Genomic DNA, 25024 nt, shown 5'->3' with positions numbered 1-25024 from the left:
GGTATCCCTCGTATACCGGATCAACAGGACGTTTCCAAGCATTAACACTTCAACTCTCTCGCGCCCGCAATGAGACAGCTAAAAATCAGCAAGCAGATTACCAACCGCGAAAGCCAGTCGCTGGATAAATATCTCCAGGAGATTGGTAAGGTAGATCTGCTAACCCCCGACGAGGAGGTAACGCTGGCGCAACGCATTAAGGAAGGTGACCAGCAGGCGCTGGAAAAACTGACCAAAGCCAACCTTCGCTTCGTGGTGTCGGTGGCTAAGCAGTACCAGAACCAGGGTCTGTCGCTGGGTGACTTGATCAACGAGGGCAACCTTGGTCTGATCAAAGCTGCTAAGCGCTTTGATGAAACCCGCGGCTTTAAGTTTATTTCTTATGCCGTATGGTGGATTCGCCAGTCCATTCTGCAAGCGCTGGCCGAACAGTCGCGCATTGTACGTCTGCCCCTGAATCGGGTAGGCTCTTTGAATAAAATCAGCAAATCGTTCTCCGAGCTGGAGCAGAAATTCGAGCGTGAGCCCTCGCCCGAAGAAATTGCCGAAGTTCTGGAGCTGACTACTTCTGAAGTAGTTGATACCCTGAAAATATCGGGCCGCCACGTATCGGTAGATGCTCCCTTCGTGCAAGGTGAGGAAAACCGTTTGCTCGACGTTCTCGAAAACGAAGATGAAGAGTCGCCGGACACTGGCCTGATGAACGACTCGCTCCGCAAGGAAGTGCAGCGCGCCCTTAGCACGCTCACTAAACGCGAAGCTGACGTTATCACGCTGTATTTCGGTTTGAACGGTGAACACTCCCTGACCCTGGAGGAGATTGGCGAGAAGTTCAACCTAACCCGTGAGCGGGTGCGCCAGATCAAGGAGAAAGCTATCCGTCGTCTGCGTCATACTTCACGCTCCAAAGCTCTGAAGCCCTACTTGGGATAAGGAATTTTACCCTATCCGCTAAAAACCCCGACCTTACCGTTGGGGTTTTTTGTTAGTGTATGGTGGCCTAGCGTTGAGGTAGTGCTTCGACAGTAGAACCTCGCGCTGCAACCATTACCTTTGCACCCCCTAGTAAACCTCTCATGGCGCAGGCAGCAGCGTGTGCCCTTTCATACTCATGGAGAATACTTCCCCCGAACACATAAAGTGTTTGATTATCGGATCTGGTCCAGCAGGCTATACAGCAGCTATTTATGCGGCCCGCGCTAACCTTAAGCCCGTTATGTACCAAGGGCTGCAGCCTGGCGGGCAGCTGACTATCACCAACGATGTAGAAAACTTTCCGGGCTACCCAGATGGTATCATGGGCCCCGAAATGATGGAGGACCTGAGAAAGCAGGCGGCACGATTCGGCACTGATATCCGTTACGGTATTGCTACCTCAGTTGACTTTTCTGGTCACCCGCACCGCGTTACTATTGATGAGCAGCTGGAGCTGACGGCCGACACCGTGATTATTGCAACCGGGGCGTCGGCTAAGTGGCTAGGCCTGCCTTCGGAGCAGCGGCTAAATGGCTCGGGCGTATCAGCATGTGCTGTCTGCGACGGATTCTTCTACCGGGGCAAAGATGTAGTGATTGTAGGCGCCGGAGATACGGCGGCTGAAGAAGCTACCTATCTGGCTAATCTGTGCAACAAGGTGTACATGGTGGTTCGGAAAGGGGAGATGCGCGCGTCGAAAATCATGCAGAAGCGCGTGATAGATAACCCCAAAATTGAGGTGCTTTGGAACACCGTAACCGATGAGATTTTGGGTGAGCACGCCGTGGAAGCTGTGCGCGTTAAAAATGTGCTTACACACGAAACGCGTGATTTATCCGTTGAAGGCTTCTTCGTAGCCATCGGTCACGAGCCAAACTCAAAAATATTCCAGCCTTACCTGCACCACGATGAGCAGGGATACCTGAAAACTATTCCGGGTACTGCTAAAACAAACGTTGATGGGGTATTTGCCTGCGGCGACGTGCAGGATTATACCTACCGTCAGGCAGTTACGGCTGCTGGCTCAGGTTGTATGGCGGCGCTGGATGCAGAGCGCTACTTGGCGGCTCTCGGCGACCATTAAGTGAAATTGTGAAGTTGTGAAATGGCCAATTTGGTGCCAACGGACAAGACAGAAGATGTTTTGTCCGTTGGAACGCACACCATATGGCCATTTTACAGCATCATAACCTCACCACTTCACTCTTTACCCTATTGCCCTTGCTGAATAATGTGAAACCCTGGCTGCTGCCGCTGCTACTGATCGGGCTGTTTCTTGGCTTGCCCGGCCAGCTGCTTGCCCAGCGGCGCAAAGTGCCTGAGCCCAAGGCGAAATCGGGCTCGGCGGGCACTCGGAAGGATTTCTTCCGCATCAAGTCGCCTACTATTCGCTACGTTCGCCCCGATACAACTATCCTGATTGAGACGGAGGAACTGCCCGACGAAAACTCCGACGCAGCAAAATCTATCTTCTTCAATCCCGCTAAAAAGCTCTCAATCGTTAGCGAGGATACCAGTTCCCTAAATGAGGGCGGACAGCATATTGTGGAAGTGAAGGAAGAAGTACAGATCGACTCTTCCTGGATTCAGGTGGCCGGCTATTACTCCATCTGGGATACGCACAACATTAACCCGTACCGCGTTGATGGGCGCCGGATTAAGGATACCCTGAACCTGAAGCTGACGGACCCCGCAAACCAGCGCTACGCCAAAATGCCGCTGGCCTCAACGCCCATGACCTCTGATTTTGGGTTTCGGGGCTACCGCTGGCACTATGGCGTAGACTTAGACCTGGAAACTGGGGATTCCGTGAAGGCTGCCTTCGACGGAGTGGTGCGCATTGTAAAATGGGACGGCTCTGGTTATGGTAACTATATTCTGGTGCGCCACTACAATGGCATTGAAACCCTGTATGGGCACTTGCAGAAGTCGTTGGTTACGCCAGGAACCTTTGTGAAAGCTGGCCAACTGATTGGCTGGGGCGGCAGCACAGGCCGCAGTACTGGCTCGCACTTACACTTTGAAGTACGCTACGAAGGCAACCCGATTGACCCGGAGCGCATGTACGACTTCCCGGATTATAAATTGATCAAGGACAACTTCCAGATTACCTCAGCCCTGTTTGCTTATTATAGCAAGTCGTTGCGCTATAAGGGTGGCAGTGTGCCGGGAGCTGGTAGTGGCGGCGGAGGTAGCAGGAGCAGCAGTAGTAGTGGTAAACCTACTCAGGCCCGCCGGGTAGTCACGCACAAAATCCGCTCTGGTGATACGCTATCAGAAATTGCTGATAAGTACGGTGTTTCGCAGGCACAGCTCCGGCGCTTGAATGGCGGAACCGCTACCTTGCGCGTGGGCCGTACGTTGCGCATTAAGTAGAATACATTTCTAAAAGAGGCCTAGTAAAAGCAACAGCCCGCTACTGGTGAACCGGTAGCGGGCTGTTGCTTTTACTAGGCCTCTTTCAAGAAGATAGAACTACACTATTTTCTTCTGCAGCATAGGGAAGTTACGCTGGTGCCAATAGGGGTAAATGGGTTCTGTAGCGCTGGCAGCATCCAACTTGGCTACTTGCTCCGGGGAAAGATTCCAGCCCACAGCGTCTAGGTTTTGACGTAACTGCTCTTCATTGCGAGCCCCCACTACCAGGTTCACGACGGTGGGGCGCTGAAGGAGCCAGTTTAAGGCTACTTGCGCTACAGTTTTCTCGGTTTCAGCCGCTACTTCGTCCAATGCGTCGATGATGTTGTAGAGCAGCTCATCAGGCACTTTAGGCCCTTGCCCGCCGCCCTGAGCTAGGCGGCTTTCAGCGGGTACAGGCTGACCTCGGCGAATTTTGCCACTGAGTAGGCCTGCTGATAGGGGGCTCCATACCAGCGTACCTACGCCCTGGTCGAGGCCTAGCGGCATCAGTTCCCACTCAAACTCCCGGTTTGCCAGCGAGTAGTAAGCTTGGTGGCCTACGTAGCGCACCCACCCGTAGCGCTCCGATACCGACAAGGACTTCATCAGGTGCCAGCCAGAAAAGTTAGAGCAGGCGATGTAGCGCACTTTACCGCTTTGAACCAGATTATCGAGGGTACGCAGGGTTTCTTCCACGGGGGTGTTGGAGTCGAAGCCGTGCATGTGGTAGATATCAATGTAATCAGTACCGAGGCGGCGCAGGCTGTCTTCGCAGGCTTTGGTCAGGTGTAGGCGGGAGGAGCCGTAGTCGTTCGGGCCGTCGCCGGTGGGGAAGGTGGCTTTGGTGGAGATAAGTGCCTCTTGGCGGCGGCCCTCCAAAGCTTTGCCCAAAATCTCCTCGGCCATGCCTTGCGAGTAACCGTTGGCGGTGTCGAAGAAATTAACTCCGGCTTCCATACAGATGTCAATCAGGTGACGCGCTTCGTCTACTTGGGTGCTGCCCCAGGCTTTGAAAAACTCATTGCCACCACCAAAAGTGGCGGTGCCAAAACTTAAAACAGGGATGCGTAAGCCTGACGCGCCTAGTTGTCTGTATTCCATGGATGCAGGGAAATAATACGAGTTGTAAACTGCTGAGGAGTGTAAGCTAGGCCAGTAACCTTGGTGGGCTCAGCCTGCATAGCGGAAGATGTAACGGCCTCACCCAGCACAGTGTTTTGACCAACTTCTCTCCTCTGATAACACGGCTTGTCGCCAACCGCGTACTTTTACGCGTTGTTCTGTCCAGCATCACTACGAAGTGGCCTAGCAGCCCGCCGAAGGGAGCTGGAAGTGGACGTTACTTTCGGGATCTGCTTACCACCTATGAAACTTGATATCCTAGCCTTCGGGGCGCACCCCGATGATGTAGAAATGTCCTGCGCCGGCACGCTGCTTGCCGCCGCCGCCGCGGGCAAGAAAATTGGCATCGTCGACTTCACCCGGGGTGAATTGGGCACTCGTGGTACCCCCGCTACCCGGGCCGCCGAGGCTGAAGCGGCCAGCCGCATTCTGGGCCTAAGTGCTCGCGAAAACCTAGGCCTGCCCGACGGCTTTTTCCGCAACGACCGGGAGCACCAACTGCCCCTCATTGCTGCTTTACGCCGCTATCAGCCCGACATCGTGCTCTGCAACGCTATCAACGACCGGCACCCCGACCACGGCCGCGGCGCCCAGCTAGCATCAGAATCCTGCTTCTTGAGTGGCCTACGCATGATTGAAACGCTCGGCCCCGATGGGCAACCCCAGCAACCCTGGCGCCCCCGCCTAGTGTTCCACTACATCCAGGACCGCCAGATTCCCGCCGACTTCGTGGTGGATATCTCAGAGCACTGGCCAAAGAAGTGGGAAAGCATCCAAGCCTACCGCACCCAGTTTCACGACCCTGAAAGCACAGAGCCCACCACCTACCTTTCTACGCCGGTCTTCAGCAACTTCATGGAAGCCCGCGCCCGTGAGTTCGGCCACTTGATTGGGGTAGAGTTCGGAGAAGGCTTCACCCGCGAGCGGCCCCTAGGTGTGCGGGAAATAACGGAGCTGATTTAAGTGTCAGTATAGCTGTGTCTAAGGTCTGCTTTTGACTGACCAACAGAACCAAGAAGCTCACCCATTATAGGCTCACCTATACAGTGGTTCGCTGAAAAAGAGAGGCCTTTACAAAAGTTGGTTTATAAGCACCGACTTTCGTAAAGGCCTCTCCGTTACCTGCTGGTTCTATCACTACCGCACGCCCAAACGGTTCCGTTTCCAGGCCGAGCCAGTGGCAGCAGGCGCTTCTGAAGCAGCAGCTGATGGCGCTTTCTTCTCCGTCAGGAGCATGGCCGTGAGCACGGCGGCGAGCTTGGCGGTGGTTTCATCTGGGGCAGCGGGCTGCAGGGCGCCGGCCGGGAAATAGTCGCGGATGAAGTTGGTGTCGAAGTCGCCGCTGACGAAGGCGGGGTGCTGCAGCACGTAGCGGCCGAAGCCTAGCGTGGTTTCGATGCCGGTAATCTGGTACTCGTCGATGGCGCGCAGCATCCGCTCGATGGCCTCCTGGCGGGTGGCCCCGAAGGTCACGAGCTTGGCAATCATGGGGTCGTAGTAGATTGGTATCTCCATGCCCTGCTCGAAGCCATCATCTACCCGCACGCCGGGGCCTTGGGGGCGCACGTAGGTAGTGAGGGTACCAATGTCGGGCAGGAAGTTGTTCTGCGGATCTTCGGCGTACACGCGCAGCTCAAGGGCGTGGCCTTGAATCTGGAGGTCGTCCTGGCCAAAGGCGAGGGGCTGGCCCTGGGCCACCTTAATCTGCTCTTTTACCAAGTCTAGGCCAGTAATCTGCTCCGTGACGGGGTGCTCTACCTGCAGGCGGGTGTTCATCTCCAGGAAGTAGAAGTTGCGCTTGTCGTCCAGCAGGAATTCCACAGTGCCGGCACCAGTGTAATTGCAGGCGCGGGCTACGTCTACGGCGCAGCGGCCCATTTCAGCTCGCAGCTCGGGCGTGAGCACCGAAGAGGGCGCTTCCTCAATTACCTTCTGGTGGCGGCGCTGGATAGAGCATTCGCGCTCAAACAGATGCACGATATTGCCGTGCTCGTCGCCGAGTACCTGAATCTCAATGTGGCGCGGGCCGGTCACGAACTTCTCGATGAACACTGAGCCATCGCCGAAGGCTGAAGTAGCCTCATTAATTGCCAGCTGCATCTGCTCCTCAAACTCGGCTTCAGAATTCACGATGCGCATGCCCTTGCCACCACCACCGGCCGACGCCTTGATCAAGATGGGAAAACCTACGGTAGCGGCAATTTGCTTGGCCTCTTCCACATCAGAAATGGCTTCGGCAGTACCCGGTACCAACGGAATGTTGTAGGCCTGCACAGCTTGCTTGGCCGAGAGCTTGTCGCCCATAATATTCATAGCCTCAGGAGAGGGACCTACGAAAATTAGTCCGGCTTCTTTCACCATGCGGGCAAACTCCGCGTTTTCGCTCAGGAAGCCGTACCCCGGGTGAATAGCATCCACGCCCAGTTGACGGCACACTTCCAGAATCTTGTCGCCGCGCAGGTAGCTGTCCTTCGATGCCGGCGGGCCTACACATACGGCTTCATCGGCGTAGCGCACGTGCAAGGCATTGCGGTCGGCCTCACTATATATAGCCACGGTTTTCAGACCCATTTCGCGGGCTGACCGTAGTACCCGTAAAGCAATTTCACCGCGGTTGGCGACGAGCAGCTTGTTGATTTTCTTCATATTTGGCAAGGAGAAGGGTGGGGAGAGAGACTAAGTGCATGGGAGCTGTCAAGCAGAGCCAGCGCCTAGCTTAACGTTCGGAGGCCCAAAGAAACGCCATTCCAGCGGCTCCAAAAAACGAAAACTGATTTCCCTAGGCCTGCCTTTGCTGGTTGGATGCCTGCCCGCTAGCGGCTACCTTTGCGGATTGCCATAACTTTGCACGTCCTTCGGGAGTTACTCCCACTACGTAACCACCCGCTTTCATTCACATTTAATCTGTTCCCTCGTGGATCTTTTCGAAAAGATTGCCGCGAACCGCGGCCCCCTGGGCAGCCACTCGCACTACGCCCACGGCTATTTCACGTTTCCCAAGCTTGAAGGTGAAATTAAGCCCCGCATGATTTTTCGCGGCAAAGAGGTACTTACCTGGAGCCTGAATAACTACCTAGGCCTAGCTAATCACCCTGAAGTGCGCAAAGCCGATGCCGAGGGTGCCGCCGAATACGGCATGGCTCTGCCCATGGGTGCCCGCATGATGTCGGGCAACTCGAACCTGCACGAGCAACTCGAGAATGAGCTAGCTGAGTTTGTGCAGAAGCCCGAATGCATGCTGCTCAACTTTGGCTATCAAGGTGTGGTATCGATTATCGATGCTATGGTAGGCCGCCACGATGTGATTGTGTACGACGCCGAGTCGCACGCCTGCATCATTGATGGAGTGCGCCTGCACCAAGGCAAGCGCTTCGTATATACCCACAACGACATGGCCAGCCTGGAGAAGCAGCTGGAGCGCGCCAAGCGTATCACCGACGAAACCGGCGGTGGCATCCTCGTAATTACTGAGGGGGTATTCGGCATGTCGGGCAACCAGGGTGACCTCCGTGGCGTGATTGCGCTGAAGGAGAAATACGAGTTCCGTTTGTTCGTTGACGACGCTCACGGCTTCGGAACCATGGGCACTACAGGTGCCGGAACGGGCGAAGAACAGGGCGTGCAAGATGGCATTGATCTTTATTTTTCGACGTTTGCTAAGAGTATGGCAAGCATCGGTGCCTTCGTTGCGGGCCCTGAGAACGTAATTGAATATTTGCGCTACAACATGCGCAGCCAGATTTTCGCCAAAAGCCTGCCCATGCCGCTTGTAGTGGGCGCTTTGAAGCGTTTGGAGCTGCTGCGTACCCGCCCCGAGCTGAAGGAAAACCTCTGGACCGTAGTTCGGGCACTGCAGACTGGCCTGCGTGAAAAAGGCTTCAACATTGGCACCACCACCTCACCCGTGACGCCGGTATTGCTACAGGGCCAAATCCCTGATGCAACTCAAATAACCTTCGATCTACGTGAGAATCACGGTATTTTCTGCTCTATTGTGGTATATCCCGTAGTGCCGAAGGGCGTGATTATGCTGCGTTTGATTCCTACGGCCGCCCACTCACTGGATGATGTAGCCGTTACCATTAAGGCCTTTGAAGCCGTAGCGGAGAAGCTCGACAAGGGTCTCTATTCAAAAGCAGAAGTGCCAGCTGGCCTCTAGGCCACTTTCCTACTTCGCTAAGTACAAAAGCCAGATACCCCCGGGTGTCTGGCTTTGTTTTTTGGTACTTTTTGAAGAGGGAGTAACGTAATGATCAGGTTGTGCGTTGGAGGAGTAAAGCAAAAAACCCTTATACAAGCTTGTAGGGGCAGTTTAGAAAAAAACTTGCGCAGTTGCTTGTATTTGAAATCCCTGTATATTAGGGCCGGTTAATCAATTTTTTCCACACCACACAACCCCTCCCAAATGAGCAATTTTAGCCAACTGAAGGACCTCGTAATGTCGCTGGAAGCCGACTTCGAAAAGTTCTACGACAAGAACAACTCGGCCGCTGGTACCCGTGTGCGCAAAGGCATGCAGGAACTGAAGAACATGGCTCAGACTATCCGTACTGAAGTACAGAACGCCAAAAACAGCGCTGCTGGTGCTGGCGATGCCAAGGCTGCTCCTGCTAAGAAAGCTGCAGCTCCTGCTGCCAAAAAGGCTGCTCCTGCAAAAAAGAAGTAATCCCTTTGTTGTTTGGTGCCACTAGGCCCCGAGCACTTAGTGAATACAAAAGCGGCCCTGCTGATAATCAGCAGGGCCGCTTTCTTTTTGCGCGTGGTCAGCTACTAGCTACACCAGCTTGATCAGGAAGTAGCTCTTGCCCTTCTGGGCCACCAGGTACTTGTCGAGCAGGGCCGGCACGGCCGTGGCCGACTGGTCGAGGGCGACTTTCTGGCGGTTGAGCTTCACACCGTTGTTCTGCACCATTTTGCGCGCCTCGCCCTTGCTGGCGAAGATGGCGCCACCGGTAGCTGCACTCAGGAGCGTCAGGGCATCGAGGGCATCTAGGTCGGCGCGGGGCACTTCTACATGCGGCACGCCAGCAAACACGTCCAGCAGGGTAGCCTCGTCGAGCGTGGCCAAGTCACCGCCCCCGAAGAGTACCTGAGAAGCCGCCAACGCTGCCTCGTAGGCCTGCTCTGAGTGTACCCGAATGGTTACATCCTTGGCCAGAGCCTTCTGCAGAACACGCAGGTGGGGCGCCTGGGCGTGCTCCGCCTCCAGCGCTTCAATCTCTGACTGGTCTAGCAGCGTGAATACACGGATGAGGCGAGGTACGTCGGCGTCGGCAGCGTTGAGGAAGAACTGGTAGAACTGATAGGGCGAGGTCATGGTGGGGTCGAGCCACACGGTGCCGGTTTCGCTTTTACCGTACTTGGTACCATCAGCTTTGGTGATGAGCTGGCCGGTAAGGGCGTAGGCCTTGCCCTCGCCACCGCTCATGCGGCGGATGAGCTCGGTACCAGTAGTAATGTTCCCCCACTGGTCGCTGGCGCCCATTTGCAGGGTAGTGCCCAATTCCTTGTAGAGGTGGTAGAAGTCGTAGCCCTGCAGGAGCTGGTAGCTGAACTCGGTGTAGCTCAAGCCTTCCGCCCCCGACTCCTCGTTGCCACTGATACGGCGCTTCACGGAGTCCTTGGCCATCATGTAGTTTACGGTGAGGTGCTTGCCTACTTCACGCAGGAACTGCAGGAAGCCAAACTCCTTGAACCAGTCGTAGTTGTTAACCACCTTAGCTCCCGTGGGGCCTTCGGAGAAATCTAGGAACTTCTCCAGCTGCGCCCGAATGCCGGCTTGGTTGCGGCGCAGGGCCTCCTCATCCAGCAGGTTCCGCTCAGCTGACTTACCCGAGGGGTCACCAATCATGCCAGTGGCGCCGCCTACCAGCGCCAGGGGGCGGTGCCCAGCGCGTTGCAGATGTACGAGCAACATAATGGTAGCCAAGTTGCCAATGTGCAGGGATGGCGCCGTGGGGTCGAAGCCGATATAGCCGGTGATGGGGGCGTTTTGGCGTAAATGCTCATCAGTACCAGGCATCATGTCGTGAAACATGCCCCGCCAGCGCAGTTCTTCTATTAAATCCACTGAGTAAATAGGTGAGTGAGTGAATGAGTGAGTTGGGTTCAGCAGACCAAGCAGGGCCGCCGGTGCGCTCAGCCGTGACTACCAGAGAAACCGACGGGAGCCCATAACAACTGGACAAAGGTAGCAGTACCTTTGCTTTTCCAGAGTGAAAATCATCGGAAGGATAGGCCTAGCGCCAACAGCCTGCTGTTTCACTCATTCACTTATTTATTCATTCACCGCGTGACCCTCACCGCCGACGAGATTCTCAAGCAGCTCCAGCAACGGCAGTTTGCGCCCGTGTACTTTCTGCAAGGGGAGGAGCCATACTATATTGATCTGGTAGCCGACTTGCTGGAGAAACACGTGCTCCAGGAGCACGAGAAGGGCTTCAACCAAGTGGTGCTTTACGGCAAGGACACCGACGTAACGGGCATCCTAGGCCAGGCCAAGCGCTTCCCCATGATGGCAGAGCGCTCGGTAGTGATTGTGAAAGAAGCCCAGGCCGTAGCCGATCTGGAGGCCGAGAAGTCGTGGCCGTTTCTGGAGGCTTACCTGAAGAACCCGCTGCAGAGCACGGTGCTGGTGTTTTGCTACAAGCATAAAACCCTCGATGCCCGCAAAAAGCTGGGTAAGCTGCTCACCGGCGATAAAAACAACCCCGCCCCGGCCGGCACGGTACTGCTGACTAGCAAAAAGCTCTATGACAACCAGGTGGCACCCTGGCTCACGAACTACGTGCGCAGCAAAGGTCAGCAGATTACCCCCCAGGCCACCAATATGCTAGCCGAGTACATCGGGGCGGAGCTAGGCCGGCTCACCAATGAGGTGGATAAGATGCTCATCAACCTGCTACCGGGCCAAGCCATTGACGAGGGCCTGGTGCAGCGCATGGTGGGCATTAGCAAGGAGTACAATATCTTCGAGCTGCAGAGCGCCCTCATCCGCCGCGACGTGCTCAAGGCCAACCGCATTCTGCTCTACTTCGAGGCCAACCCCAAGAACAACCCGCTCATCCCGAACCTGACGCTGTTGTTCAACTACTTCTCGCGGCTGTTGGCGCTTCATCAAATTCCTAATCCTACCGAAGCCGACTGGAAGCGCATAGGCCTAGTGAGCACCTACGCCCGCCGCGACTACCAAACCGGCCTGAAAGTATTCGACTTCCCGCGCACCCGCGACATCGTGCACCTCATCCGCCGTGCCGACGCCCAGAGCAAAGGCATTGATAGCGGCTCCATGACCGACGGCGAGATTCTGCGGGAGCTGGTGTGGCTGATTCTGCACCCCGTGCCCCTGCATGCGGTGGTAGGATTGTAGTGGAGAAAAAGAGTAGCAGAGGTTCTATTTACACGTCATCCTTCCTGCGTCAGGATGACGTGTAAATAGAACCATTAGAAAAATTTCCTCGTTAATTGGAAAAATTTCCCTAAGTTCGATCTGTCAAACTGCAACACCTATGGCTACTACTGCGCAACATCCTAAAACAACTACCGCTATACCTGCTGCCCTACGTAAAAAGTGGGCGGCCTGGGGGCAGGCGGGGCAGGATGCCTTTGCGTTGGTAATGGAAGCTCGAAAGGGAGTGCCCGCCGCCACCGCGTTTGAAGTTGCGGAGGCCTTCCAGCTGCAGGCCAACGAGCTGGAGGCTATCTACGAGTTATCGACGAAAACACTGCGGACGTACTCCCAGGAGAAAAAAACGCTCAGTGCCGCCAGTAGCGAAAAAACGCTCAAGATTATCAGCCTCTACAACCTGGGCCTAGAAGTATTTGGCGACGCGGCGGCGTTCCTGCGGTGGCTGGATAAGCCCGCCCACGGCCTCGACCAGGAAGTGCCCCTGCGCTTACTCGAAACCAGTGGCGGCATTGACTTGGTGGCCGAGGAGCTGACGCGCATTGCCTACGGCGACTTGTCGTAGGCCTATGTTAGTATATCGTATCTGCCTGGCCAAGTACGCCGACGACCTGTTTGCCTCCGGCTACCGGGGCCGCTGGAATTACCAAAACCAGTTCGTGATTTACACGGCCTCGTCCCGCGCCTTGGCTTGCTTAGAGAACGTGGTGCATAGGAGCGGAGAAGGCCTCAACGACCAGTTTAGGGTGCTAGTAATTGACGTGCCCGATGACTTGGTAGTGGAGGAAATTACGCTAGGCCAGTTGCCACAGAATTGGGAAAAGGCCAGCCGATATGCTGTGTGCCAGCCTTTGGGCGCGGCGTGGTACACTCAGCGTAGCACAGCGGTGCTACGTGTACCCTCATCTATAATCCCGCAGGAAAGCAACTACATCCTGCACAGTCGCCACCCCGAGTTTAAACGTATCCAAATAGTGGCCCGCGAAGAGTTCGGCTTTGATGCTCGCATCAAGGCCAGCCAGCCTGAGTAGCCATCCTGTACCCGATATTCTCCATTTTAGCTTCCAATGGCTGAATCACCTACAATTCAACTCCTCGACATCATTCAGATGTCGCCGAAAGAGACTTTCCTGGTAGGCCACTTCACGGGTACGGTAAAGCCCGGCCCCTGGGAATTGCAGCTTAACGGCGAACCTATTGCTACATTAGATGTAACGGGCGAGGCGGAAATTGAAGCTGGCCGTAAAGGCAAACTAGCTCCACCCCGCGTGATAGTATGCCGTGGCCCGGTGGAGAAAAGCCGCATTGACTTTACCCGCGACGAGGTAACGCTGGTTCGCCAAGCATAAGCCCAAGGCTTGTTAGCTACTGGCCGAGAAAACGCAGAACCGCTTTATTAAATATCTGGGGCACTTCCTGTGGGGCATAATGTGAAGCACCCGGCAAAATCAGCAATTGGGCCTGGGGGATATGCTGCGCAATGGCTCGGGTATGTAGCTCCCGAATAACATCGTGCTGCCCGGCCATTACCAGCACCGGAGCGGTAAGGCAGCGCAATTCCTGGAACGTCATCTGTGGCTCTTGCAGCAGCAAGCGCAGCAACCGGACTTGCTGGGCTGTTTGGTCGCCAGGGGTCTTATGTGCTTCCTGTAACCGCCGCTGTAGGAGCCGCAAGAAATCGGGCTCAATAGCCTCCGGAGTGGGGAAGAGGTTAGCACCCATTAGCACCACCCGGTTGATATAAGCGGGGTATTGCAGAGCCAGCTTCAGGGCCGTGTTGCCACCGTCGCTCCAGCCTACTACGTGCACTTTGCGCAGGTGCAGCGAGTCAAGGAGCTGGCGAATATCCTCGGCAAACAAGTCATAAGTTAAGGCGCCGGAGGTAAGGTCCTGGCTGTTGCCGTGGGCGCGGGTGTCCACGGCAATGACCTCGTAGTGCTTGGCTAGCTCACCAATCTGCTCTTGAAAGGCCGCAATCGACTGGCTGTTGCCGTGAAGCAGCAGCAGTGGCTCCCCGTGCCCATAACGCTCGTAATACAACTTGGCGCCTTTCACCGGCACATAGTGGCCTACAGCTGCATTCTCACCGTAATGCTGCGGATTAGTTAACTGGGGCACAGTTGCCGTGAGATACCGGAGGTAACGCAGACTATCAGGCAAAGGAGCCTCCACTAATGGTGGCTGGGCCGATTGCTTGCCACCGCGGTAAGAGTCGGCGGTGAGGTAGAAGCTCAGGTAGCCCGGCTTAGTCTCTTTCCATTGGGCTTGGCTCTTGTTGCGGGTTAGCACGCTATGGCCTGGCATGGGTACCGCCGAAACTCCGAAGGCCTTCTGGCTGCCTTCCGCGGCTTCGCTCTGGAGCCACTGCAGCGTTACGGCTACTTCCTTATGTCCCTGCAGATACACGTGGTAAGGGCGCAGATCAACCTTTACCCAACCGCGGGGCTGCGTCACGTCGAAGCGAATATCCTGGGAGAGCAAGGGCTTATCGGGAAGGCCGGCTTTCACGCTGTAAAGGTTCAGCCGAAACTTGACCGACTTGAAGCGGTTGAAAGCCACGTGAAAGTTGAAGTCTTGCAGCAGGCATTCTTCATCAATGGGAATAACGGTGCCCTGCTCTTTTGCTAGGCCATCATCCACTAGGTTGGGCTCCGTGTAAAGGCTGGCCCCCATGAGCGTGGAGCTGCTGGTGCGCCCAAAGATTTTGGGTTTGACCTTGCCGGGTCGCACCATTACGGCCGCGAGGCTGACGGCGGAAGGTGCCAGCCGGACGGTGGGTGAGTGGCCTAGAAACTCCGTCAGCGGCCGGGCCTGCGTTTGGTAGCCCACACAAGAAATCATCAGTTGTTGATCCGTAGCTGCCGGCGTAGGAATACTAAACTCGAAGTGGCCTAGCGCATCGGCTACCGTACCGAGGGCAGTATGTGGGATGCCGACAGACGCAAACGGAACGGGAGCTTTGGTTTGCTCATCCAATACTTTGCCACTCAGCTGCAGGGTTTGCGCATGAAGACTAAAAGCAAATAGAAGGAAGAAAATCGTGAGCAGGTATGAGCGGAAGAGCATAGAAAGTATCGCATAGTCGCTCCTTGGAGCCCCAATACGAATAAAAGGTTGCCACAAGCAGGGCAGAAGCCATTTCAGTACCTCTCCTCATTGCGGACAGAACTCAGGTCAATCAGGTACTCGCAGGCCGCGCGGAAGCTATCTGATTTATCGGGGCTGTGGCGGGAGACCATGTGGTAGCTAGTTGGTTGGTGCGATTCCAGTAGCCAATCTGCGCCATCCAATACGCCAGGATCAGGCTGGCAAGCGGGCAAACTATTGAAGTTACTGTCCTTTACTAAAGCCTGAAATTGCTCCCACTGCGCTGGCGTGATAAGCACCGTTGATTCTTCAGATTTAACCTGTGCAGCTCGGCGTTTACCTTCAGCTACTTCTTTTTGAAACTCAGGATCAGCCATAGCTTCATTATAACGCCTTATCGCCTGTGCGCTCTCTGCGGGAGAGGCTGTTTGTAGCAGTTGAGTAGGAGGAAAAACGTCGACATGCACGAAGCAAGGTGACTTGTCCAGAAGCTGGGTGCGAAGTGTCGCTCCTATGGGTGTTTTGCGCAACGTTAAAAGTACAGGCCGATGGAATGAGCGCAGCCACAGGAAACGGTAAGTATCAGTGCCCAAATAGTAATTAGATAGCACAGGTGCATCAAAATAGGTAAGCGTATACGAAGCAAATTGAAGCTCATAGGCACAGTTCGATAATCGTACGTCCGTATTATACCGTACTTCAGGCCATTTACTTTTAGGCAGATATTTAGCGTGTAGCGAGTCGGCGGCCGGGAAGTAGAACGTGGTAGTATCTCGCGGGTGGCCTAGCGCATCGGAGACGGCCGGGTTTTGCGGGTAAGCAGGAGCGGAGGCTGTTGGCGAAGAGCAGCTGGCCAAAGCCAATAAACACAGGCTGTGTAAAAGGAATTGGCAGGGGTAGCGCATACAGATTGAGCAAATACGTTCTCAAGCACGGCACTATTCTTCAGTTTTCTACACCAAAGTCCTGATGATTCGCGTTAAAACCGGCAAAAAGGCCACTTTCGGGGCAACCTCGGCCGAACTTTTCGCTACTTTTGGCTGATTCCGGGGCCGCTGGCGGTTCCGGGCTTTCTCTGCGTAACGCTCTCTGATGAAACTATTCCCCCGCCTGGCGCTGGCCGCCTCCCTCAGTGCAGCAGCCCCGCTAGCTGCTTCGGCCCAGCAAACGCAGGTGTTCACCAACGATGAACGCCACTTCCAAGAAGGCCTCGAACTCTTCGACCGCGGCAAGTACGGCGCCGCCCAGCAGGCTTTCCAACGCTACCTTGATGTAACCCAGCGCCGCACCGGCGAGCTGGCCGCTGGCCGCACCACCGATGCCGAATATTACTATGCCGTATCGGGCCTCTACCTGTTCCATCCCGATGCGGAGGACCGCATTCTGGCCTTTGCCAGTGCTAACCCGGCGCATCCTAAAGCTGCCGAAGCGTATTTTCAGCTGGGGAAATTCTATTTCGACAAGAAAGACTACGTAAAGGCCATCGACTACCTGCAGAAGGTAGGGCCGGATAACCTCACCGACGACCAGCGCGCCGAAGCAGAATTTAAACTGGGCTACGGCTACTTTGCGCAGAAGGAGTACGACAAGGCCAAGCTGCAATTCGACCGCAACAAGGTGGGCAGCCACCAGTACCGCTACGCCAGCAGCTACTACGCCGGCTACCTGGCCTACCGCGCCGGCGACTACGCCGGGGCTCGCAAAGACCTGGGCGTGGCCGAGCAGAACGATGCCTACCGGCCCGTAGTGCCCGCCATTATGTCGCAGATCTATTACAAGGAAGGCGACTACGACGGGCTGATTACGTACGCCTCCCAAGCACTCCAGCAGACGCCCCCGCCCCAAAGTGCCGACGAAATTCAGCTCCTTCTGGGCGATGCCTATTATCAGAAGCAGGATTTCAAGCAGGCCGCTACGTACTTTGATCAGTATGCCGCGGGCCGCAAGAAAATTGAGCCCGAAGTGCAGTACAAAATCGGGTACGCCAACTTCAAGCAGGGCGACTTTAAGGGTGCTATCGGTAGCCTGAAGAACGTGGCTGCCCGCCGCGACTCACTAGGCCAGAATGCTGCTTATCACTTGGGCCTAAGCTACCTCCAAACCAATCAAAAGCCGCTGGCATTGAATTCGTTTGATGCCGCCCGCAAACTTACTTTCGATAAGAATATTACCGAAAACGCCACGCTGAAATACGCGCAGGTAAGCTACGAGCTGGGCAACACCCAAGAGGTAATTGCCGCCCTACGCGACTTTCCTAAGCGGTTCCCGCGCTCCAAGAACCAGGCGGCCGCCGATGATATTTTAAGCGAGAGTTTCCTGAACTCCTCTGACTACGCTCAGGCCCTCAACTACCTCGATAACCTGGACGAGCGTAGCTCCAAGCTCAACGCCACTTATCAGCGAGTGGCCTACCTGCATGCCGCCACGCTCTACAACGACAACCGCTACCAGGACGCCCTGCCGGTGCTCGACAAGAGCCTGAAGTACCCGCAGGATGATGCGTTGCGCGCTGCGGCTCAGGTGCTGAAAGGGGAGATTTACAGCGTAGGCCAGCAGTACCAGCCCGCTATTACGGCTTATACTGCTGCTGCTCGCACGGCGCGCACGGGCTCGGCGGCCGAAACGGACTTCGACCAGAAGGCTCGCTACGGCTTGGGCTACGCTTACTACAACACCAAGCAGTATGACCGCGCTCGTCAGCAGTTTCAGGCTTGGCTGCAGGATGCTACGGCCAAGCCCACCGACCCCAACTACTATGACGTAACCCTGCGCCTCGGCGATACTTACTACGTGGCCAAGAATTACCAGCAGGCCATCGATCAGTACGACAAAGTGATTCAGGCCAACGCGGCCGATAAGGACTATGCCTACTACCGCAAGGGCCAAACGCTAGGCCTCATGGGGAAGCGGGAGGAAGCCGCTCGCACCCTGAGCACCCTGCTTAAAACGGCGCCCACCTCGCGCTACGCCGATGATGCGGTGTACCAGCAGGCGCAGCTTGATTATGAAGCGGGCTCTTTCCAGGCCGCTGTAGATGGGTTCACCCGTTTGATTCAGAACCGCCCCAACTCGCCCCTGATTCCGACGGCCCTGCAGAAGCGGGGAGTGGCCTACCAGAACTTGGAGCAGCACGAGAAAGCCATAGCAGATTTTAGGCAGGTGCTAAGCCAGTATCCGCGCACTAAATCGGCTAGCAGCGCCATTTACAGCCTTCAGGAAAGCCTGTCGGCGCTTGGCCGCACGGAGGAGTTTGACCAAGCCCTGGCCCAGTTCAAACAGCAAAACCCCGACAATAAAGCCACCGAGAGCGTAGAGTTTGAGGCCGCAAAGTCGCTGTACTTGGCTGAGAAATATGCCCAGGCCATTCCGCGCCTAGAAAGCTACCTCAAGCAGTACCCCGACAATGTGCTGGCCGCAGACGGACGCTTCTTCCTGGCGGACTCTTACCTGCGTACGGGCCGCAAGGCCGATGCGCTGCCACGCCTGAAAGCCGTAATAGAAGAAGGTAAGAGCGAGTTTGTGAACCGCGCCGTAGGCCGGGTGGCTGAGCTGGAATTTGAAAACAAGAACTACGCTGAGGCTGCAAAGTACTATGCTCGCCTGAGGGAGGTATCACAGAACAAACGGGAAGTAGCCAACGCCGGCATCGGGCTGATGAAAAGTTACTACGAAGCCGGTGACCTAGAAGGTACCCGCCGGGTGGCGCAGGAACTCCAGGCGCAGGGTGGCGCAGCCCTCAACGCTACCAACCTAGCCTTGCTGTACCTAGGCAAAGCCAGCTACAAAGCGGGCAACCTTGACCAGGCCATCACAGAGCTGACCACGGCTGCTTCTACGGCTAAGGATGAGAGCGGTGCCGAAGCGCAATACCTGGTAGCGGAGGCATTATATCAGCAGAAAAAGTACCCGGAAGCACTGGATGCGGCCTACAAGAGCAACTCTGATTTCTCGAATTACGATGTGTGGCTAGGCCGGGCCTTCTTGCTGATTGCAGACGTGTACAAGGCGCAGAACGAAATCTTCCAGGCCCGTGCTACGCTAAATTCCATCATCGACAACAAATTCCCGGTGAAGGAAATCGTGGATGGGGCCAAGCAGCGCCTAGCCGAGCTGCCCGCCGACCCTGCGGCTCCGGCAGGTGGTACCAAGGCCCAGCCTAGCAAAACTAGCCCTGCCAAAACGAGTGCCCCAGCCACTAAGCCCACCACTGGTAAGGCTGCATCTAAAGCTCCGGTTCGCAGCTCTTTGGCACCTACTGATGCTGCCCCAACCGACTCAACTGCCAACCCCACTGATGGCCCAGTAGGCCAGGAGGAATAAGCGCGGGTAGAGTTTTCGAGAAAATAAATAATTAAATACTAGTTGATTTACCTGCTGAAAATAAACCTTCGGTTGTAATCAGCTAAACTTCCGATACTATGACGTTTCAACCGTCGAAATTGTTGGCCGCCGCCACCTTGCTAACCGTTGCCGCTCCGGCTACTGTGTGGGCTCAGAAAACGGGAGGTAAGATTGAGGATGCCGAGATTGAGATTGTGAAGGAGCGGGTAAACGAGCTGCCCGAGGCCACCCGCAACTTTGAAAAGGTAAAGCTGGATGGGCCAGTGAAAGTGGAGAAGAAAGTGGCGTATACCTACCCCGATTTCCGACTGCCCGCTGATAAGCTCAATCCCTCGGTCAGGGTGCTTACTATCCGGCAGGAAGATCTGGCTCCGCTTACGGGAAATTACCTGAAGGCCGGTTTAGGCAACTACGGCACCGTGTATGGCAAGGCCTACCTGCACAACAACCGCAACGACCGGGCTAGCTACGGCCTCGATTTTAGCCACCTTTCTTCATCCAAAGGGCCGGTTGATAAGAAGAACTCCAGCCAGAGCCAAACTAGCTTGGCCCTGAACGGCGAAACTTACGGCGGTCCGCTGGTGCTGGGTGCCACGGCTAGCGCAGGGCGGGAGCGGTACAACTTCTACGGCTACGACCGGGAATTTAATCTGCCACCAAGCCCCGATAGCCTAAAGCAGGTTTTCACCCGCGCTGCCGTGAAGCTCTACGCCCGCAACCGCGCCGCAGATGCTGCCTTCCAGTATGATTTCGGAGTAGGCTTCAACTTCTGGAAAGACCGTTTCAAGGCGAAGGAAAGCAACGTGTACGCCACGCTACGCTCTGGTTACAAGATCAACGAGACCAGCCGGATTCGTTTCGACGGAGATGTCTCGTTCATCAACTTCCGAGACTCGCTGAGCTATAGCCGCCCCTTGGTGCAGGTAACGCCAGCCTACGAGCTTACCCTAAATCGCTTGGCCGTATCGGTTGGCGCCACGCTGGGCTATACCGGCGATACAATTGGCAAGGCTAAGCAGGCCAAATTCTACCCGGCTGTGCGCCTAAGGTACACCGTCACCGAAGACAAGTTCCTCGTCTTTGCTGGGTTGGGTGGCGCGCTCCAGCGTGTAACGATGTATGACCTAACCACGGAAAACCCGTGGTTGGCGCCCAACCAGCGGGTAGCGGATACACATCGCGGGCCAACCCTGTATTTTGGCTTCCAGGCAGCTCCGGCCCGTTCGCTAGAGGTGAATGCCAAGGTGACGCTCTCGAACGACCAGAATCTGTACTTCTACGCTAACTCGCCGCGCGATACCACCAAGTTCAATCTGGTGTACGACAAGAAGTCAACCCAACTGCTGAACGTACACGGCGAAATCATTTATAACGCCGCCGAGAAAACCCGGGTGGGCTTCAAGGCCGATTACAATGGCTACAAAGTACATTCACTCCCGGAGGCCTTCCACCGCCCAGCCTTCCAGGGAATACTTTTCGGTACTTACAACATGTATGACAAGCTGCTGCTTGGCGCTGAAATCTATACCTACAGCTCCAGCTTTGGCAGAGGATACAAGCGCCAAGAAATTCCTTCTGTGCCGCCGGGCCCTTCGCCCGTAACCTACACTTCAGTAGTACGCCCCACCGACTCCGTCATTGACCTGAACCTGCGCGCAGATTACCGCATTATGGAAAATCTATCCATATTTGCTCTAGGCAATAACCTGTTAGGCCGCAAGAATGAGCGTTTCCTAAACTATCCGGTGAAGGGAATTAACGTACTGGCAGGCGTAACTTATGACTTCTAAACTGCTGATTCTATGATTGGTGCTAGCTCTCACGTGTAAGGAGTTCTAGGCCAGTCAGCGGCAGAGTATGCCAGGGCATACGGCGAGCTACCTCAAGGTTGCTCGCCGCTTTTGCATTGCATATTCCGCCAGAAACAGATTCCGCAGCACAATACCTCTTAAAAAAACTAGCACGTCTCCCGCATGCAGCTTTCCGACCATATCCGTACCCTGCTCCGCGACCATGACTGCGTCATCATCCCTGATTTTGGTGGGCTGATTGCGGAGTATGAGCCGGCTCGGATTCATCCGGTACGTCACACGTTGGTGCCCCCCGCCAAACGCGTTGCCTTCAATCAATCACTGACCCGCAACGACGGGTTGCTGGTAGATGCGCTGAGTCGGCAGCTGGAGGTGAGCACGGCCCAGGCTCGCCAACTGGTGCGGGAAGCAGTACTGCGGATGCAGGAAGAACTGGAAACGGGGCAGCGCACCGAACTCCGCGGAGTTGGTATGTTCCGTAGGGCCGCTGGTAGGGGCCTGGAGTTTGAATACACGGGTACTCAGAATTTGCTAAGCGCAAGCTATGGCTTGCCCGAACTGGTATCTAGGCCTATCCGGGCTACTGATGCCATCATGGCTCGGGAGCGTCCTATGCCGGCGCCGCTGCTAGCCGCCTCGCGCTCCGCGCGCGTCACGCGGGCCTTCCGGGTAGCCGCTATGGCCCTGATTGCAGGCTTGGCGCTGTCGGCCAACTACATGACTCTGGATATGCTTGGCTATCTGCCCGAGGGTTGGCAGCTATCTAAAGCCACCTCCGTGCCATCGGCTAGCGAAGTACAGCCACCAGTAATGGCGCGGCAGCAAGCGGCACTAGCTTCTGAAATCTCGGCTCCGGCCCCTCAGCCCATTCGAGAAGCACGAGTGGAGGCTGCTCCAGCAGAGAAAGTTGCTCCGGCAGTGGCCCCTGCTGTTAAGCCACGCGTAGTAGCTGCGCCAGTAGTTAAAAAGCCTGTTCCAGTAGCTACGGTGGCAGGTGGGCAGAAAGCTCCGGTGTCCAAATCGGCCGCGAAGCCTAAGGCCAAAGCGCCTGGTTGGGAGAAAGCTGCTGCTACTAATGCAACCACCAGCAGCGAAAGCGCGACAATCAAAAGCCGGACTGGCCGTTATTACATCATTGCTGGCAGCTACACCTCACTGGCCAATGCCGAGAAGGGCCGTCAGGCTCTGGTGCGGCTAGGCCACCCGGCGCGGGTAATTCTGCCGCAGGCGGGTAGCCGTCAGTACAAGCTTTCCGTGGCTGATTACGCCGACCGTACGTCGGCCGACCGCGAAGCCCAGGCGCAGCGCCGTCGTTTAGGAAATTCTCTTTGGGTACTCAATTACTAGCATGACGCTTCTCACCCTGCTGCTGCAAGCGCCCACCGGGGCCGCAGCAGTTCCTGCGGCTTCCCCCGCCGCCGCTGATTCTGCTGCTACTGCGGCTAATGCTGCTGCCAATGCAGCTACGGGCCTTTCCCTCATCGATCTGGTACTGGCCGGCGGCTGGATAATGGTGCCGCTGTTTCTGTTGCTGTTCGTGTCAGTATACATCATCCTGGAGCGGTATTTCACTATTCGGAAAGCGGGAGCCGTGTCAGATACCTTTATGCCTGGCATTCGGGGGCTGATGGTGAAGGGTGATTTGCAGGGTGCTAAAATGCTTTGCGCTCAAAATCCCACGCCGCTGGCTCGCATGATTGAGAAAGGTATCCGCCGTATTGGGTTGCCTCTGAAAGAAATCGAAACCAGCGTGGAGAACGTGGGTAAGATTGAAATTGCCCGCCTCGAGAAGAACATCAACGTACTGGGTATTGTGGCCGGTATTGCACCTATGCTCGGGTTCGTGGGTACCATCATTGGGGTAATCAAGATCTTCTACGCTATCAGCTCTACCGGCGACTTCGGCATTGCCCAGATTTCTGGTGGTCTGTATACCAAAATGGTGACCTCCGCTGCGGGGCTTATTGTTGGTATTGTGGCGCACGTGGGCTACCACTGGCTCAGCATCATGGTGGAGCGCATGGTCTTTCGCATGGAGAACTCAGCCATCGAGTTCATGGATATTCTTCAAGACAATTAGTGAGGTGGTGAACTTGTGAATAGCAGCAGGGTAACTCACCACCTCACAAGTTCAACACCTCACCTTTCACGATATGGACCTCAGCCGGCGTCGTAAACTTTCTTCTCACGTCGAGACTAGCTCGATGAACGACATCATGTTCTTTCTGATGTTGTTCTTCCTGATTGTGTCGACGATGGTGAACCCGAACGTTATTAAGCTCATGCTGCCCAATGCCCGCTCGGGCAAACAGGCCATGAAGCAGCCCATCACGGTATCGGTGGATGCTGCCGGGCAATACTTCATCGACCGCCAGCTGACTACCCCAACCCAGCTTGAAGCTGAATTAGCCCGCCGCGTAGAAGGACTGGAGAGCCCCACCGCGGTGTTGCGCGTAGATGCCTCGCTGAATGTGCAGAAGCTGGTAGATATCCTCGAAATTGGCAACCGCCTTAAGATTAGAATGGTAATGGCTACCCAGGCCCAACAAGGCTCTGCGAAGTAAGCTAGGCCCCTGCATGCTGAACCCGCTGGCCCAGCTTTACCGTTAATACTATACTCTACGCCCCGTCTGCCGTTTTTCCGGAGCGGGGCGTAGTGATTAACAGAGGGCTAGGCCACTCTTACCCAGGGACCAGTGTATAAAGAAGTGTTCCAGAATTTTGAGCGAGAACGATTGAATAAGCCTGCGAACAGAACCAGTGGCATTCTCACTACTCTCGCTCAGACCAGTTAACTTGACTTCCTCAGACTGAGCCAGCGTAGGCCAGTACGAGCAAACCTATTTCACCCATGGCAACTGAATATCGTGAGGAGCATCGCCGTGAAGCCTTAATCGGTACTGTGCTGATTCATGCTGCCTTGGCTGCGCTGTTCATTTTTACCGTGTTTAAAGGCCCCGACCCACCCCTGGAAACACTGGGCGGTGATGGGGTGGAGCTCAATTACGGTGTAGATGAAGTAGGCTCCGGCGACATCCAGAGCCAGGCGCCAGCCAACGAATCTAAGAACCGGGAGGACAGCCGCCCGCCCGCCGCCCAACCTGACCCCACGCCGCCTAGGCCAGTAGCCCAGCCCGATCCAACACCACCCGCCGAAACTCGGGTGGTAACGAGCGAAGCGGAAGAAAGCCCGGTAACGGTTCCGCCGGTTCAGAAGTCGGCCCCTGTAGTGAAGGAGGAAGTGAAGCCCGAGCCTCCCCGCCCCAAAGTAGATCAGCGGGCGGTATTCACGCCCAAAGCCAACAGCAACACCGGCGGCGGTAATGGCGTGAACGGGACCAGCAATGCGCCCACCGGCAACAACAACGGCGACAACCCCGGCACTGTGGGCGACAAGGGCGACCCCCGCGGCACCTATGGCGGCACAGCCTACTCCGGTGAGCCAGGCAGTGGTGGGCGGGGTACTAGCCCCGGCTCAGGTGGCCTAGAGATGTCGGGCTGGGCAGTTGTCAGCAAGCCTAACGTATCGGCGCTGGATAACAACTCCGGCTTCGTACGCTACCGAATCAAAATTAACGCCGAGGGCGAAGTGGAGTCCGTTGCAAAAGTGTCGGGCAACGTGTCGCCGGCGCAGGACAGAGCCTGCCGCGATGCGCTGGAACGAGTGGAGTTTCGCCGGACTAGTGCCGCTGAAGGTGGGGCCACCGGTTACTACACATTCCGCTTTACTGTCCAGTAGACTTAGCATATCCAATGCCTTTTTTTGAGCCGCCGGTCGGATTTATCCGGCCGGCGGCTTTGCTTTGCAGGCTCTTTTCAATTGCCGGTTGTTAGTTGCCAGATAGCAATGGTTGGTTGATTCTTGAACGGATAACCAGAGGCT

At 55.8% G+C, this 25024-nt stretch carries 20 protein-coding genes and 1 pseudogene; 16 read left to right on the top strand and 5 right to left on the bottom strand.

The genetic code is table 11. The features are described from left to right. Nucleotides 1-69: 69 nt before the first annotated feature. The 3 genes from EU557_RS11080 (at nucleotide 70) to EU557_RS11070 (ending at nucleotide 3351) form a co-directional block, all read left to right on the top strand. A complete protein-coding gene (locus EU557_RS11080) occupies nucleotides 70-933 on the top strand; it encodes a sigma-70 family RNA polymerase sigma factor (protein WP_022823752.1) in 864 nt (287 codons plus the stop codon). 178 nt (nucleotides 934-1111) lie between these two features. Next, the gene (trxB, locus tag EU557_RS11075; RefSeq protein WP_135530532.1) at nucleotides 1112-2059 is read left to right on the top strand and encodes a thioredoxin-disulfide reductase; all 948 of its coding nucleotides are present in this window, start codon (nucleotides 1112-1114) and stop codon (nucleotides 2057-2059) included. A gap of 83 nt (nucleotides 2060-2142) precedes the next feature. Continuing rightward, nucleotides 2143-3351, top strand: coding sequence for a M23 family metallopeptidase (locus EU557_RS11070; protein WP_135530531.1), 1209 nt, complete (start codon nucleotides 2143-2145; stop codon nucleotides 3349-3351). A gap of 99 nt (nucleotides 3352-3450) precedes the next feature. Here the strand turns inward: EU557_RS11070 and EU557_RS11065 are convergent, their stop codons facing one another. Then, complete coding sequence (locus EU557_RS11065; RefSeq protein WP_135530530.1) at nucleotides 3451-4476, bottom strand: aldo/keto reductase; 1026 nt, start codon at nucleotides 4474-4476, stop codon at nucleotides 3451-3453. 264 nt (nucleotides 4477-4740) lie between these two features. Here EU557_RS11065 and bshB1 point away from each other — a divergent pair, with 264 nt between their 5' ends. Further along, complete coding sequence (bshB1, locus tag EU557_RS11060; protein WP_135530529.1) at nucleotides 4741-5460, top strand: bacillithiol biosynthesis deacetylase BshB1; 720 nt, start codon at nucleotides 4741-4743, stop codon at nucleotides 5458-5460. Between the two features lie 174 nt (nucleotides 5461-5634). Here the strand turns inward: bshB1 and accC are convergent, their stop codons facing one another. Continuing rightward, nucleotides 5635-7143, bottom strand: coding sequence for an acetyl-CoA carboxylase biotin carboxylase subunit (accC, locus tag EU557_RS11055; protein WP_135530528.1), 1509 nt, complete (start codon nucleotides 7141-7143; stop codon nucleotides 5635-5637). A gap of 268 nt (nucleotides 7144-7411) precedes the next feature. Here accC and EU557_RS11050 point away from each other — a divergent pair, with 268 nt between their 5' ends. Both EU557_RS11050 and EU557_RS11045 read left to right on the top strand, forming a co-directional pair. Next, nucleotides 7412-8656, top strand: coding sequence for an aminotransferase class I/II-fold pyridoxal phosphate-dependent enzyme (locus EU557_RS11050; protein ID WP_135530527.1), 1245 nt, complete (start codon nucleotides 7412-7414; stop codon nucleotides 8654-8656). A 246-nt stretch (nucleotides 8657-8902) separates the two neighbouring features. Next, nucleotides 8903-9073, top strand: a pseudogene (locus tag EU557_RS11045) (histone H1); the annotation flags it as partial. A 198-nt stretch (nucleotides 9074-9271) separates the two neighbouring features. Here EU557_RS11045 and tyrS read toward each other — a convergent pair. Then, nucleotides 9272-10567 (bottom strand): tyrosine--tRNA ligase, encoded by a 1296-nt coding sequence (tyrS, locus tag EU557_RS11040; RefSeq protein ID WP_135530525.1) that lies wholly within the window; start codon nucleotides 10565-10567, stop codon nucleotides 9272-9274. Between the two features lie 132 nt (nucleotides 10568-10699). Here tyrS and holA point away from each other — a divergent pair, with 132 nt between their 5' ends. From holA to EU557_RS11020, 4 genes are all read left to right on the top strand, one after another. Further along, on the top strand, nucleotides 10700-11866 hold the full coding sequence (gene holA / locus EU557_RS11035; RefSeq protein ID WP_342588236.1) for a DNA polymerase III subunit delta: 1167 nt from the start codon (nucleotides 10700-10702) through the stop codon (nucleotides 11864-11866). A 139-nt stretch (nucleotides 11867-12005) separates the two neighbouring features. After that, entirely contained in the window at nucleotides 12006-12467 is a 462-nt protein-coding gene (gene parS, locus EU557_RS11030; protein WP_135530524.1) for a type II RES/Xre toxin-antitoxin system antitoxin, read from the top strand. Between the two features lie 4 nt (nucleotides 12468-12471). Continuing rightward, a complete protein-coding gene (locus EU557_RS11025; protein WP_135530523.1) occupies nucleotides 12472-12933 on the top strand; it encodes an RES family NAD+ phosphorylase in 462 nt (153 codons plus the stop codon). A gap of 36 nt (nucleotides 12934-12969) precedes the next feature. Further along, nucleotides 12970-13251 carry a hypothetical protein gene (locus tag EU557_RS11020; RefSeq protein ID WP_135530522.1) on the top strand — a complete coding sequence of 94 codons (282 nt, stop codon included), beginning with the start codon at nucleotides 12970-12972 and terminating at the stop codon, nucleotides 13249-13251. Nucleotides 13252-13267: 16 nt separating this feature from the next. Here the strand turns inward: EU557_RS11020 and EU557_RS11015 are convergent, their stop codons facing one another. Both EU557_RS11015 and EU557_RS11010 read right to left on the bottom strand, forming a co-directional pair. After that, the gene (locus tag EU557_RS11015) at nucleotides 13268-14968 is read right to left on the bottom strand and encodes an alpha/beta fold hydrolase (protein WP_135530521.1); all 1701 of its coding nucleotides are present in this window, start codon (nucleotides 14966-14968) and stop codon (nucleotides 13268-13270) included. Between the two features lie 74 nt (nucleotides 14969-15042). Then, nucleotides 15043-15894: a hypothetical protein gene (locus EU557_RS11010; RefSeq protein ID WP_135530520.1), complete on the bottom strand. Its 852-nt coding sequence runs from the start codon at nucleotides 15892-15894 to the stop codon at nucleotides 15043-15045. A 187-nt stretch (nucleotides 15895-16081) separates the two neighbouring features. Here EU557_RS11010 and EU557_RS11005 point away from each other — a divergent pair, with 187 nt between their 5' ends. From EU557_RS11005 to EU557_RS10980, 6 genes are all read left to right on the top strand, one after another. Next, the gene (locus EU557_RS11005) at nucleotides 16082-19309 is read left to right on the top strand and encodes a tetratricopeptide repeat protein (RefSeq protein WP_135530519.1); all 3228 of its coding nucleotides are present in this window, start codon (nucleotides 16082-16084) and stop codon (nucleotides 19307-19309) included. Nucleotides 19310-19407: 98 nt separating this feature from the next. Continuing rightward, nucleotides 19408-21120, top strand: coding sequence for a porin family protein (locus tag EU557_RS11000; protein WP_135530518.1), 1713 nt, complete (start codon nucleotides 19408-19410; stop codon nucleotides 21118-21120). Between the two features lie 183 nt (nucleotides 21121-21303). Continuing rightward, nucleotides 21304-22488, top strand: a complete 1185-nt coding sequence (locus tag EU557_RS10995) for an HU domain-containing protein (protein WP_135530517.1) — start codon at nucleotides 21304-21306, stop codon at nucleotides 22486-22488. A 1-nt stretch (nucleotide 22489) separates the two neighbouring features. Continuing rightward, the gene (locus EU557_RS10990) at nucleotides 22490-23221 is read left to right on the top strand and encodes a MotA/TolQ/ExbB proton channel family protein (RefSeq protein WP_135530516.1); all 732 of its coding nucleotides are present in this window, start codon (nucleotides 22490-22492) and stop codon (nucleotides 23219-23221) included. A 73-nt stretch (nucleotides 23222-23294) separates the two neighbouring features. After that, on the top strand, nucleotides 23295-23705 hold the full coding sequence (locus EU557_RS10985) for an ExbD/TolR family protein (RefSeq protein WP_135530515.1): 411 nt from the start codon (nucleotides 23295-23297) through the stop codon (nucleotides 23703-23705). 287 nt (nucleotides 23706-23992) lie between these two features. Continuing rightward, nucleotides 23993-24880, top strand: a complete 888-nt coding sequence (locus EU557_RS10980; protein WP_135530514.1) for a TonB family protein — start codon at nucleotides 23993-23995, stop codon at nucleotides 24878-24880. Nucleotides 24881-25024 lie beyond the last annotated feature (144 nt).

It is taken from the genome of Hymenobacter wooponensis (assembly GCF_004745865.1).
Classification (GTDB): domain Bacteria; phylum Bacteroidota; class Bacteroidia; order Cytophagales; family Hymenobacteraceae; genus Hymenobacter; species Hymenobacter wooponensis.
This window is presented reverse-complemented; position numbering and strand designations above follow the sequence as displayed.